The 13353-nt window shown below is 58.6% G+C and carries 10 protein-coding genes; 9 read left to right on the top strand and 1 reads right to left on the bottom strand.

Translation table 11 applies throughout. The features are described 5' to 3' along the window. The first annotated feature begins 3 nt into the window (after positions 1 to 3). On the top strand, positions 4 to 1200 hold the full coding sequence (locus KF767_13270; GenBank protein MBX3018854.1) for an RNA methylase: 1197 nt from the start codon (positions 4 to 6) through the stop codon (positions 1198 to 1200). Here the strand turns inward: KF767_13270 and KF767_13265 are convergent. Beyond that, positions 1188 to 1934 carry a hypothetical protein gene (locus KF767_13265; GenBank protein MBX3018853.1) on the bottom strand — a complete coding sequence of 249 codons (747 nt, stop codon included), beginning with the start codon at positions 1932 to 1934 and terminating at the stop codon, positions 1188 to 1190. The genes KF767_13270 and KF767_13265 overlap by 13 nt on opposite strands. A gap of 166 nt (positions 1935 to 2100) precedes the next feature. On the opposite strand from KF767_13265, the gene KF767_13260 reads away from it, so the two are divergent. The 8 genes from KF767_13260 to KF767_13225 all read left to right on the top strand — a co-directional run bounded on the left by KF767_13260 (position 2101) and on the right by KF767_13225 (position 13347). Beyond that, positions 2101 to 2616, top strand: a complete 516-nt coding sequence (locus KF767_13260; protein MBX3018852.1) for a hypothetical protein — start codon at positions 2101 to 2103, stop codon at positions 2614 to 2616. 63 nt (positions 2617 to 2679) lie between these two features. After that, a complete protein-coding gene (locus KF767_13255; GenBank protein ID MBX3018851.1) occupies positions 2680 to 4791 on the top strand; it encodes a S8 family serine peptidase in 2112 nt (703 codons plus the stop codon). Between the two features lie 293 nt (positions 4792 to 5084). After that, entirely contained in the window at positions 5085 to 5594 is a 510-nt protein-coding gene (locus KF767_13250) for a CarD family transcriptional regulator (protein MBX3018850.1), read from the top strand. Between the two features lie 244 nt (positions 5595 to 5838). Next, a complete protein-coding gene (locus tag KF767_13245; protein MBX3018849.1) occupies positions 5839 to 7311 on the top strand; it encodes a glutamate--tRNA ligase in 1473 nt (490 codons plus the stop codon). 4 nt (positions 7312 to 7315) lie between these two features. Next, on the top strand, positions 7316 to 8803 hold the full coding sequence (cysS, locus tag KF767_13240; GenBank protein ID MBX3018848.1) for a cysteine--tRNA ligase: 1488 nt from the start codon (positions 7316 to 7318) through the stop codon (positions 8801 to 8803). Positions 8804 to 8849: 46 nt separating this feature from the next. Continuing rightward, the gene (uvrB, locus tag KF767_13235; protein MBX3018847.1) at positions 8850 to 10898 is read left to right on the top strand and encodes an excinuclease ABC subunit UvrB; all 2049 of its coding nucleotides are present in this window, start codon (positions 8850 to 8852) and stop codon (positions 10896 to 10898) included. Next, a complete protein-coding gene (gene uvrC, locus KF767_13230; GenBank protein ID MBX3018846.1) occupies positions 10895 to 12919 on the top strand; it encodes an excinuclease ABC subunit UvrC in 2025 nt (674 codons plus the stop codon). The genes uvrB and uvrC overlap by 4 nt, the downstream gene beginning before the upstream one ends. Next, positions 12919 to 13347, top strand: coding sequence for a hypothetical protein (locus KF767_13225; GenBank protein MBX3018845.1), 429 nt, complete (start codon positions 12919 to 12921; stop codon positions 13345 to 13347). The genes uvrC and KF767_13225 overlap by 1 nt, the downstream gene beginning before the upstream one ends. Positions 13348 to 13353: the final 6 nt, after the last annotated feature.

The following is a 13353-nucleotide window of genomic DNA, read 5'->3' as shown; positions in this document are numbered from 1 at the left end:
CCCATGACATCCCTCAACTCTCAATTCTGGAAGAACTTCGCGGCGAAACATTGGGAGAAAAAACCTCTCTTGCTGAAAGACGTGGGCACTCCGCTACGCAAGATGGACGCCGCCGCGGTCTTTGAGCTTTTGGTGAAATTCGCGGACCTGTGCCGGGCGCGGGGCGACTCGGCCGGATTCAAGTTCTACGTCGATGGGGCGAAACTTCATGAGGACGAAGTCTTGGAGCTTCTGCCCGAGAAGGCGGACGCGTCGCTGCAGGGTTATCACGAACGTATGAACGAGATCTTCGAGGACTACGGTCTGGTCTGCGATGAGCTCTTGCAAGTGAGCGCGGAATATCAAGGTCACTTGATCGAATTCACGCGCGAGCTTTACCGCGTCGTCGGTTTCCCGAACCGCTTTGCCGAGATGGGGCTTTACCTCGGAAACTATAAGAAGACGCCCTTCGGCGTGCACGTCGACGGTTGCGGCGTTTTCAGTTTTCCGGTGGCGGGGACGAAACGTTTTCGCCTTTGGCGAAATGAATACGGTGCGAAACATCCGGATCTTGATCGCGCATTCGAATACAAAAAGCATCTGAAGGCGTCGGAACTCATGACCGCGAAACCGGGCGACATGACTTACTGGCCGTCGTCGGCATGGCATATCGCCGAGTCGGACGGTGAGTTCTCGGCCACGTGGAGTCTGGGCGTTTGGGTGGATAAACCTCACGCCGAAGTCGTCTCCGAAGTCCTCGGCCCGCTCGTCGGCGCCCTTCTGGGGAAGAACGCGAAGCTGGGGGCCACGCCGATCAAAAATTTTCCGGCGGCGAGTGGGGAAGTCGCGGACTTGCCACCTCTCCTCTCGCAAACGTCAAAAGTGCTCGGACATCTCGATGCGGAAGAGCTCGAACGCCGTCTGCGGGAGTATTGGTTAGGTCATCTCTCCGCTCAGGGGCTTAAGGTCGCACCGGCCGCCAAATTCCGTCTCGGGAAAAATCTCAGGCTCGCGCAACCGAGTTCACCGATTCTGTGGGCTGTGGAGGGTCGGACATTGCGTTGCGGGTTTGCGGGTCAGGTTTTCGCGGCTCCATACTCAAAGGCCCTGGTCGATCAGTTGAAATTGCTCAACTCGGGTCAGACCGTTCCTTTGAAGGCCGCGGACCGGAAGCTCTTCACGAGTTTGGGGAATGCGGGAGCCTTGGCTCACCTCAAGTAGCGGTTCGTTCCCATCATCCGTACATTTTTCGAAGCGTTGAGGGACGGGGAGTGCAGTACCCGCAGGTCCATCACGAACACGTCGCCCGCGCGTCCGCTCATTTCTTGAATCGCAACCGGAATGCCGTTCACGTCATAGGTTTTGCCGACCTCAAGCTCCGTCGCGCGTCGGGCATCGTAAAGTGCCGAAAGCTGCGCGTGCTGACGTAAGATATGGTGCGCGCCACCCTCACGGGCGAGTTCATGCAAACGGTGCGAACCCGCGATCGCGAGCGTTGCGCCCCCGCGCGGGACCAGGTCGTCGATCAGGACGAAAGCTTGCAGTCCCGGCGAAGAAAAATCGTGCGGAACTTTGAGATCCAAATGCCAATTCATCGTCGGTACGTGCCACGCCTCTTTGTTCGGGAGCGAGAGCAGAAGTTGCGGCGTCGGCGTCTGCGGAAGGAGCGGTCCGTCGGCCGCGAGATTCAGAACCTCACGCAATTCCTGATCGAAGAGGCGCTTGAACTCTGGACCGACGCTCACCATTTGGCTGAGGGCTCCGCTGCGCTGAAAGACCGGCATCGCATCGAGTTTCCCGGCGACCCATTTCCCGTTTTGGCGGATCTTGACGCGCTCAAGTTCACTCATCACTTTTTCGCGAACGGGCGCGACGACCTTCTTCGGCCAAAAACCTCGCAAAGCGACGAGGCCGCTTTCGACAAGTTGAATCGAGTCCGTCGTCTTCCAATCCATCGCCCCTATTCTAGCGTACATCTCTTTATTAAGCCATTCTCCCGTGCTATCGTGACCGCGGATGATGGCGCGGATCTTGTTCCTCTTTTTATTATTTGCGAGCGTCGGAGCTAGAGCGGCTCTCGCCCTCGATTTTTGGGAAAAAGACGCGAAGCTCTGGAAGAAAATGACGGAGCAGCGCCAGATTCTGGTCTCCGCGAAGAATGAGGACGGCCGCACCGTTTCGAAAGGTGTGGGCCTTGCGAAAAAACCCCTCGATAAAGTTTGGGCCTTCGCGACCGATCCGGAGAAGATCAAAAGCACGAGCCGCTTCCTCAAGGACTTCACCTGGAATCAAGAGACGGGCGAAGTGAAAATGCGGATCGAAATCCTGACGATCGACTACACCCTGCGCGGTCGTGCGGTCCCCAAACCCCATCCCCAAAATCCCCGTGTGGAGTTCACGGTCCTTGAAGGCGACATCGTTCCCTTCACCGCCGAACTCGAACTGCGTTCGCCCGAGGCGCAGTTCGCGCGCGGCGAGGGCGTGCCGAGTTTCGGCGCGGGTCAAACGCTGGTGAGAATCGAAGGCTGGAGCGCGAAGGACCGCGCGCTCAGCTGGCCGATGCGCGTGGGGCTCGAAATCTTGCTGCAGCGGACCGCCGGTGCGCTGCGCGAGGCCGTTGAAGCCGAAAAAAATTGACCGGCCCGGCAAAGCCGACTCGACTTGTTCCCGACAACTCAATTCCACCACGGAGGGGGAACTATGATGACACGGTCGTTCGGTCGCGCGCTCGTCGCGACAACGCTCATGCTGGTCGGACTGCAGGCGCAAGCGGCGCTTGAAATCCGGGGCCAGAAGGTTGAACTCAGCCGCGAAAACCGCGGACTCCTGTTGCAGAAAAACGAAAATCGCGAATGGGTGATCCAGTTCGGCGACCTGCTGCGTCCGGAAACCCGTCGCGAGATGAAGGCCCACGGCCTGGAAATCCTGCGCTACCTGCCGCCGAACGGTTTCCTCGTTCGCGGTGACGGACGCAGCCTGGAGCTGATCCAAGCGCAGAAAGTCATCGGCTCGGCCGCATGGCAGCCCCAATGGAAAATCGATTCGGAGCTCGCGAAGAAGATCGCGGCGCGCGCGTTTCTCGCCGACGGCGAGAAGAAACGACCCTTGCGTCTGTGGGTGATGGCGTTCGACGAGACCTCGGCGCAGCGTCTGTCGGCGGATCTGCGCCGCATGAGCATCAACCACAAGGTTGAAGGCCGCACGCTCGACGCTTTGGCGGAAGTCGAGAAGATCGTCGAGATCGCGAAACTTCCCGGCGTCGAGAACATCGAAGAGGCTCCCCAGGTCGAAGCGATGCACATGAACCTCGGCACGGATATCGTCGCGATGGCCGCGGGCAAAGGCGATTACACCGACGTCACCGGTTTCGAAACCGGCACCAAAGTGATGAACTTCGAAGCCGTCTGGGCCCAAGGTCTTTCCGGTCAGGGCGAGATCGTCAGCTTCGCGGACACGGGCCTCGACATGGGCGCCATCGACACCGTCTCGATGGAATTTCGTGGCGGGATCAAGTCGGGGCAAATCCTCGGCATCGGCGCGAAGGATTGGTCCGATCCCATGGGTCACGGTACGCACGTTGCGGGTTCGATCGCGGGTCGCGGAACCGCTTCCAAAGGCGTGTTCAAAGGCGGCGCGTACGACGCGATGCTGATGCCGCAAGGGATGTGGAGTCCTTTGATCGACAATCTGACCGTTCCCCCCAAGCTCGACAAAATGTTCCAGCCCGCGTTCAACGACGGCGCGCGCCTGCACTCGAACTCGTGGGGTTCGCCGCGCAATCTGGGCGCCTACGACGCGATGGCGGCGCAGGTGGACGACTACGTCTGGAAAAATCCGGAATTTCTGCCGATCTTCGCGGCCGGCAACTCGGGCGTGGATAAAAACGCGGACGGCATCATCGATCTGGGCTCGATCAGCTCGCCCGGCACATCGAAGAACTCGCTCACCGTGGGCGCTTCGGAAAACTACAATCTGACCGGCGGTATCCAGGCGAAAATCGGCGAACTGCGTTCGGCGAAAGAGAGCTGGCCCGCAGAGCCCATCTCGAGTTCGAAATTGTCGGACGATGCGAACGGGATCTCGGTGTTCAGCTCGCGCGGCCCGACCTCGGACGGTCGTTTGAAACCCGAAATCGTGGGACCCGGCTCGAACATCCTGTCGGCAAAGTCGAAGACACCCACCGCGCAACTTCTGTGGGGCGCCTACAACGACGAGTACGTCTATTCGGGTGGAACCTCGATGTCGACACCGCTCGTCGCGGGTGGAGCCGCCATCGCGCGCGAAGTGCTGCGTACGCGCTACAACATGGCTCGTCCTTCGGGCGCGCTCGTGAAAGCGGTTCTTCTGCATACGGCGGTGGACTTGGCACCCGGTCAATACGGGACCGGACCTAAACAAGAGCTGAAACCGCGTCCCGACAACAACCAAGGTTACGGTCGTTCGGACATGGCGATGCTGGGAAAGCTCGGCGCACAAACGCAAATGATCGACGAGAAGACGGGCCTCGGCACCGGCGAAGTCATGGAGTACCGGATCAACGTGAACGCGGGCGAGACTCTGCTGGTGAATTTGGTTTACGCCGATGCGCCGGGAACCCCGTCGGCTTCGCGTGCGCTCGTGAACAACTTGGATCTCGAGGTTTCGGGACCCGGGGGTCACCTGTCGAACACCGACAGCCTGAACAACAACGCGATGATCGAGCTCAAAAAAGCTCCGGCCGGCGCTTACATCGTCCGCGTCCGTGGCCAAAACATCCCCATGGGGAATGCAGGAAAGCAGCCGTTCGCGCTCGTCCTGTCGGCTCTTCTGTAAGCCCGTTTATTTCGTTCTCAGTAGGTCCGACTCGTTCGGACCTACTTTTTTTCCATAAATGCCCTGAAAAAAGTCATCATCATGCCGCAAATCGGCTGACACTCCGCTGGGTCGTTTGATTTGTTGTGTCAAACCTGTTAAACCTCCCTTCGCGCATGACGTCCAATCTTCATGGGTACTTGCACCTGGCCGGGGTGATTTTTTAAGGGGCCGGGGCAAGAGTTAAAGGGGTGCAGATGACCAGACCGAGTCCCAAAGAAAAAGTCCTGCGTGAGCGCTCACAACGCGAACGCATGCGGCCCGCTCCCGCGGGTCCCGTGGAATTCAACGTGGGCGACAACGCCGTCTATCCTGGACATGGCGTCGGCGAAGTGGTCGCCGTCGAATCGAAAGAGATCTCCGGAAACCGCTGTGATTTCTATATCGTACAGATCCGCGATACCGGCATGCGCGTGATGGTTCCCAAGTCGGGAGTCAGTCGCGTGGGCCTTCGCCCGATCATCTCTAAAGAAGAAGCGACGAAAGTCATCGAAATCTTGAAGATGACCGATGTCAAAATCGACAATCAGACCTGGAACCGCCGCTACCGCGAGTATATGGAGAAGATCAAAACCGGCTCCGTTTACGAAATCGCTGAAGTTTTGCGCGATCTGTTCCTGCTGAAAGTCGACAAAGAGCTCTCTTACGGCGAGCGCAATATGCTCGATACCGCCCGCAAGCTCCTGATGAAGGAACTTTCGCTCGCGGTGGATAAAAACGAGCTGACCTCGCAGGACGATGTCCGGGCCATCTTCGGTTTGTAAGCCAAAAAATAGAATTTGAACTCGAAAGGGCTGGTGAAAACCGGCCCTTTGTTTTTTGGCTCATCAGGTCTGCGGATGAGCACTTCTTTGCCTCATCCGCGAGGCTGGATGAGCGTTAATCCCAGACGGAGTGCCTCAGACTTTGCCAAAGCCCGGGGCCGCGTTTTAAGCTCTCTCTTTTGGTTTCCATCTCTGGAGAGAGCCCACCGTGAGCACACCGAATTCGTTCCCGCCGAACCCCGCCATTTCAAGCGAGACGCGCCTGCGTTTCGCGCCGAGCCCCACCGGTTATTTGCATGTCGGCGGTGCGCGGACCGCACTCTACAATTACCTCTACGCGCGCAAAACCGGCGGCAAGTTCATCCTGCGGATCGAAGACACCGACGAGGCCCGCTCGACGGTCGAGTCGCTCAAGATGGTGATCGAGGATTTGGACTGGCTGGGCTTCAAGTGGGATGAAGGCCCCGATGCGAACACCTTGGCTGACGTGGGACCCTACGGTCCCTATCGCCAAAGCGCGCGCCAAAACATCTACAAAGAGATCGCCGACGGTCTGATTCAATCGGGGAAGGCCTACTACTGCTTTATGACGGACGCCGAGATCGAAGCCCAGCGCGAGGCCGCGATGAAGGCGGGGACCTACGCCCACGTGAACTCCCCCTACGCCGATTGGCCGCTGGACAAGGCGCTCGCCAAGATCGCCGAGGGCGGAAAGGCCGTCGTGCGTTTCCGGACGAAGGAGCTGAAGAAGGACTATATCTTCCAGGACATCGTGCGCGGCGAGGTCAAATTCCCGTCGGATATGGTGGGGGATTTCGTGCTGCTCCGCTCGGGCGGCATGCCGGTCTACAACTTCTGCTGCGTCGTCGACGATCACATGATGAAGATCACGCACGTTCTGCGCGCGGAAGAGCATCTGTCCAATACGCTCCGTCAGATGATGATCTACGAGGCGATGGGCTGGGCGCAGCCGCACTTCGGGCATCTGTCTTTGATCCTGGATGAGGACCGCAAGAAACTCTCGAAGCGCAAGGGCGCGACCTCGTGCCACGAGTTCAAGGGCGAAGGTTATCTGCCCGAGGCGCTTTCGAATTTCGTCGCGTTGCTGGGCTGGTCGCATCCGGACGGGAAAGAAGTGATGTCCGCGCAAGAGCTGGTCGACTCGTTCTCGCTGGATCGTTTCAATCCTGCGGGCGCGGTGTTTGATGCCGTGAAGCTCAAATGGATGAACTCGGTGCATCTGCGGGCGCTGTCGAACGAGAAAATCTGGGGCGAGATCGCGCCGTTTCTGAAAGAGGCCGGACTGCAGTTGCCGGCGGATCCCGCGTGGCAGAGCCGCTCGGTGGAAACTTTCCGCCCGAAGCTTGAGACCATGGTGGACGCGGTCGAGCTGTACCGTCCTTTGGCGGACGGCAGCTACGCGATTTTGCCTGAAGCGGACGAGGTCTTCACTTGGCCGCAATCGAAGGCCGTCTTCGAAGCCTGGATCGCCGGACTGAAGGCGCTTCCGCAAGAGGAGCTGAGTGCCGAGGACTTCGCGAAAGTGCAAGACGAAGTGAAGGTGAAAGCGGCGGTGAAGGGGAAAAACCTGTTCATGCCGATTCGGGTGGCCGTCATCGGTAAACCCCACGGCACGGAATTACAGATCCTCGTTCCGTTGATGAAAAAGGCGAGTTTGATCGCGCGGGCCGAGCAGTGCCTGGCGAAGATGGGGTAAGACCATGGGAATCACGATCTACAACTCCATGACCAAATCGCGCGAGGCTTTCGAGCCCCGCAACGCGCCGGTGGTGCAGATGTACTGCTGCGGCCCCACGGTTTACGATCTTTTGCACGTCGGGAATTTCCGCGGCGTCATCGTTTACAATTTCGTGCGCCAATGGCTGGAAGAACGCGGCTACAAGGTGAACTTCGTCTACAACTACACCGACGTGGACGACAAGATCATCAACCGCGCGCTGAAAGAGAATCGCGATTCGGCCGACGTGGCGAAGCAGTACATCGAAGAGTTCGAAAAAGACTTCGGTCGTCTGAAGCTGCGCAAACACGACGCGAACCCCAAGGTGACCGAGACGATGGATGAGATCCGCTCGCTGGTCGGTCAGCTGATCGAGGGCGGCAAAGCCTACGTCACCGAGGGAACCTCGCTGGGGAAAGACGTGAACTTCGCGGTTCGCTCGTTCGAGGGCTACGGCAAACTCAGTCACCGCAACATCGACGATATGATGAGCGGGACGCGGGTGGAAGTGGACGAGAAAAAGCGCGATCCTTTGGATTTCGCTTTGTGGAAAGCGGCGAAACCCGGCGAGCCCTCGTGGGATTCGCCGTGGGGCCAAGGGCGTCCGGGCTGGCACATCGAGTGCTCGGCCATGGTGCGCAAGCATCTAGGTGAGTCGATCGACATTCACGGCGGCGGGATGGATCTGATCTTCCCCCACCACGAGAACGAAATCGCGCAGTCGGAAGGGGCGTCCGGGCACCAATACGTGAAGTACTGGATGCACAACAATATGATCAACTTCGGCGGCGCGAAAATGTCGAAGTCCATCGGGAACATCAAAACCGCGCGCGGCTTCATGGATGAGTACAATCCGGAGATCCTGAAGTTCATGATGATGAGCGTGCATTACCGCTCGACGCTGGACCTCGGTGAAGAGGCCGTCGACCAGGCCATTGCGGGTCTGGCGCGGGTCTACTCGGCGTTGGCGTTGGCCGAGAGTCTGATCGCGGACGGCAAGGCGGCGGGCCTGACCGAGGACGCGGCGGTGCCCGCGGACTTTTCGAAAACGATGGCGGAGGCCTGGGAAAAGGCGTCGCATTCGTTCGATGACGATTTCAACTCGGCGGAAGGGATCGCGCGGCTGTTCGAGATCGTCCGGGCTTTCAACGCGAAAGTGCGCCGGGGGATGAAGGTGAACGCGGCCGTCATGGGGACGGCCGTGGGCTTCCGGAATTTCGCGTCCAATTATGGGCGTTTGATGTCCGTTTTCGCCGAGCCGCCCGCACAGTTTCTGACGGATCTCGACAATCGTCTTTTGAAGCGTATGAATCTGGACAGAGCCGAAATCGAGCTCATTGTGAAAGAACGTGCGGAGGCCCGCAACGCCAAGGACTTCGCGAAGTCGGACGAGCTGAGGAAGCTCCTGACCGACAAAGGCATCAGCATCTCGGACACGACCCAGGGGAGTTTCTGGGAAGTCAGTAAGTAGCGCGGTCGGTTGGGGATCGGTGGCCACCCAAGGATAGGATTGCCCGGTGAAACGCAAATTTGAACTCGTATCGGATTTCAAACCTTCGGGCGATCAGCCCAAGGCGATCAAAGAACTCGTGGACGGTTTCGGCTCGGGCCTGAAGCATCAGACCCTTTTGGGTGTGACGGGGTCGGGGAAGACCTTCGCCATGGCTCACGTCATCAATCAGCTGAATCGCCCCGCGCTCGTCATGGCGCCGAACAAGACGCTCGCGGCGCAGCTGTATGCGGAATTCAAGGAGCTCTTCCCGAAGAACGCGGTGGAGTACTTCGTTTCGTACTACGATTACTACCAACCCGAAGCCTATATCCCGTCGACGGACACCTTCATCGAGAAGGACTCGGCTATCAACGAGCAGATCGATCGCATGCGCCACTCGGCGACGCGCTCCTTGTTCGATCGCCATGACGTCATCATCGTGTCCTCCGTCAGCTGCATCTACGGTCTGGGTTCGCCCGAGGCTTACGAGGGCATGATGATCCACCTGCAGGCCAATACCCAGGTGAAGCGTGATCATCTGCTGAAAGAGCTGATCCGCATCCAGTACCAACGCAACAACGTCGATTTCTCGCGCGGGACGATCCGCGTGCGCGGCGACATCGTGGAAGTGTTCCCGCCCTACGAGGAGCAGCGCGCGCTGCGCATCGAACTGTTCGGGGATTATATCGAGACTTTGAAGTGGGTTGATCCCTTGACGGGGAAGGTGCTCGAAGAGCTCGAGAGCGTCGCCATCTATCCGGCCTCTCACTATGTGACCGAGGACGACAAGATGAAGCGCGCGGTCGCGCAGATCCGTGATGAGCTGCGCGAGCGCCTCCAGACCTTCCAGAAAGAGATGAAGTTCCTCGAGGCGCAGCGGATCGAGCAGCGCACGCTCTACGACATCGAGATGATCGAGCACATGGGCTTCTGCCAGGGCATCGAGAACTACTCGCGCCACATGACGGGCCGGGGGCCGGGCGAGCCGCCGCCGACTTTGCTGGAGTACTTCCCCGACGACTTTATCACCTTCATCGACGAGTCCCACGTCACCGTTCCGCAGATCGGCGGGATGTACCGTGGGGACCGCGCGCGCAAAATGAATCTGGTGGAGCACGGCTTCCGTTTGCCGTCCGCGCTCGACAACCGGCCTTTGAACTTTCAAGAGTTCGAAGCGCTCATGGATAAGGTCGTTTACGTCTCGGCGACGCCGGCGGCCTATGAACTGCAAAAGTCCGAGGGCATGATCGTCGAGCAGATCATCCGTCCCACGGGCCTGGTGGACCCGCTCGTGGAAGTGCGTCCGGTCAAACATCAGGTCGATGATCTGCTAAAAGAGATTCGCGATCGCATTGCGAAAAAAGAGCGCGTCCTCGTCACGACGCTGACGAAACGTTCGGCGGAAGATTTGACCGAGTATTTCGAAAACTTGGGGGTGAAGGTGAAGTACCTTCATTCCGATATTGAAACCATGGAGCGGGTCGAGATCATCCGCGATCTGCGTCTGGGCGTCTTCGACGTTCTGGTTGGGATCAACCTTCTGCGTGAGGGCCTCGACATTCCGGAGGTCTCGCTCGTGGGGATCACCGATGCGGACAAAGAGGGCTTCCTGCGTTCGGAGCGCTCGTTGATCCAGACGATCGGTCGCGCCGCGCGGAACGTGAACGGGCGCGTGATCCTGTACGGCGATACGGTGACCGAATCGATGCAAAAAGCCATCGACGAGACCCAACGCCGTCGCCACATCCAGGAAAAGTACAATAAAGAGCACGGGATCACTCCCGCCACGATCAAGAAGAAGATCCTGGAAGGCTTGGGCGATCTGTTCGACGGCAACGTGACCATCGGCGCGGGGAAAGAAGACCGCACCGCGAATCTGTTCGAGAAGTTCTCGAAAGAGCCCTCGAAGATTCAGCTCGAGATCGAACGTATGCGCGAGAAGATGAAAAAGGCTTCGGAGCGTCTGGAGTTCGAAGAGGCCGCGAAGATCCGTGACGAGATCAAACGTCTGCAGATCATGGATCTGAATCTGAAATCCGTGCCCGGAGAAAAGGACGCTAAAGGCACGGCATGAGCGAATATCGCTATCCCCGGAAGGGTCCCAAGAAGCCAAGACCCGAAGAGGGGAGCGAGGTCGACTCCGGCCCGCGCAAACCGACCGTCGGGGAGCGACTCGACGCGATTCTGGAGAAGGTGCGCGAGTATCCGACCCAGTCGGGCGTTTACCTGATGAAATCCGAGGGCGACAAGATCATCTACGTCGGGAAGGCGAAGAATTTGCGCAATCGCGTGCGCAGCTACTTCTCGAACTCGCAGGATCTTTCGCCGAAGACGCGCTTTCTGGTGCGGAACATCTTCGAAATCGAATACATCCTGACGAAAACCGAGGTCGAAGCCTTTTTACTTGAGGCCTCGCTGATCAAAAAGCATCGGCCGAAGTACAACATCCGGCTGAAAGACGACAAATCCTATCCCTATATCAAAATTTCGCTGAAGGACGAGTACCCGCGCCTGTATCTGGCGCGCAAGGTGAAGCGGGATGGATCGCAGTACTTCGGACCCTACACCTCGGGCGCGGCGGTCCACGAAACCATTCGTTTTCTGAATCGCACTTTCAAAATTCGCGATTGCACGGATTCGGTGTTCAAAACGCGTCGGCGCCCTTGCATGACCCACCAGATTGGGCGCTGCACGGCCCCTTGCGTGAAGCTGGTGACCGTGGACGAGTACCGCGCCGACATCGAGGGCGCCCGTTCGTTTCTGAAAGGCCAGGATAAGAAACTGCTGAAGGTCTTGAGTGAACGGATGATGTCGGCGGCGCAGGATGAACGTTTCGAGGTCGCGGCCCGGCTGCGTGACTCGGTCGGCGCCATCAAGGCGATTCTGGAGAAACAAAACGTCATCAATGATCTTTCGGAAAAAGATCAGGATGCCGTGGGTTTCTTCGGCGATGAGCGCGGAACCTTGATCGAAACGGTCCACGTGCGCGCGGGCCGCGTGATCGGGACGCGTCCGCACTTCTTCCCGCTGCTGAACCCCGAGGACCCGGCGGAAGACGCGCGCGAATGGCTGGTGAGTTTCCTGAACCAGTACTACGAGGACAACATCATCCCGGATGACGTCATCCTGCCCGTGGACTTGGGGACGGACATGACCAAACTTCTAGAGGCGGTCTTGTGTGAGCGCCGGGGTGACAAGGTCGTCGTGCGCTTCAATCTGGGCGGGAAGGCCGCGGCGCTCAGCGAGATGGCGAGCGCGAACGCGCAGGCCCATTTCGAAAAGTACGTCACGAAATCCGAAGAGAAGAAAAAGGGCCTCGAAGAGATCCAAACCAAGCTGGGACTGCCGGAATTGCCGACGCGGATCGAGTGCTTCGATATTTCGACTTTCCAAGGGAAAGAAACCGTCGCTTCGCAGGTGGTTTTCGAGGATGGAGTTCCTTCGAAAGAACACTACCGCCGTTACCGGATCAAGACGGTCGTGGGGACGGACGATTTCGCCTCGATGAACGAGGTTTTGGGTCGTCGTTTTAAGCACGACGAATACGAAACCCCGCAGCTCATTGTCATTGATGGGGGCAAGGGGCAGTTGGCGGTGGCGGTGAAGATCCTGGAAGAGATCGGGCAGAAGATCCCCGTGGTGGGTTTGGCGAAGGCGCGCACCCAAGGGCACTTCAGCGATTCGGAAGTGACGGCGACGGAAGAGCGTTTCTATTTGCCGGGCCGGGCGAACCCCGTGATCTTCCGCCCGAACACCGACGCCTTCCAGATTCTGGTGGGCATCCGCGACGAGGCGCATCGTTTCGCCATCACCTACCACCGTAAACTGCGCGAGGCGAGTTCGCTGGAATCCGAGCTTGATTTCGTCGTGGGCCTTGGCGAAAAGCGAAAGCGCGACCTGTTAAGGAAGTTCCCGAGTGTCGAGGCCATCCGTGGCGCGAGCGTCGAGCAGATCTCCGAGGTCCCGGGTTTCAACCGCGTCCTCGCGGAACGGATTCTACTGCAGCTCAATGAGGGCGACGAGGTGGAGCTCAACGAGGATACGGGTGAAGATACAGCCAGTCATGATTTGAACGCGATCGAAGGAAAAGACTAGTGCAACAAGCGGCCGGTAAATTCATGCTCAATTATTTCGATCACGTTCTGGGCGTACGCACGCTGCCGCGGCGTTTTGAAACCAAGCCCGCCCTTTTGATCGTCGACATCCCCTGGCCGGAGGGTCTCGGGCAAGATGAGATGTTCCAGAAGATGATGGGCGCCATCGGGTTGACCGCTCGCGATTTTGAAGTGCGGGAACTCTTGCCGGGCGAGGTCGCGCAGCATGCGGATGCGTTGGCGGGACGGGGTGAAGTTTTAAGCTTCTCGGCGGACCTGACGGAGCGTCTTCGTCACTTCGCGAACGAGGCTGGACTAAAGTTCAATTTGGAAACGGCTCTCGGGCCGCGGGATCTGCGTCATGCTCCCGAAAGAAAACGTGAAACCTGGGAAATCCTGAAAACCCTGAAGGCGCGACTTCCGTCCTGATAACCG

This window comes from Pseudobdellovibrionaceae bacterium (assembly GCA_019637875.1).
In the GTDB taxonomy this organism is placed as follows: domain Bacteria; phylum Bdellovibrionota; class Bdellovibrionia; order Bdellovibrionales; family Bdellovibrionaceae; genus JAHBUW01.
The sequence above is the reverse complement of the archived record's forward strand: the minus strand, read 5'-3'. Positions and strand labels throughout refer to the sequence as shown.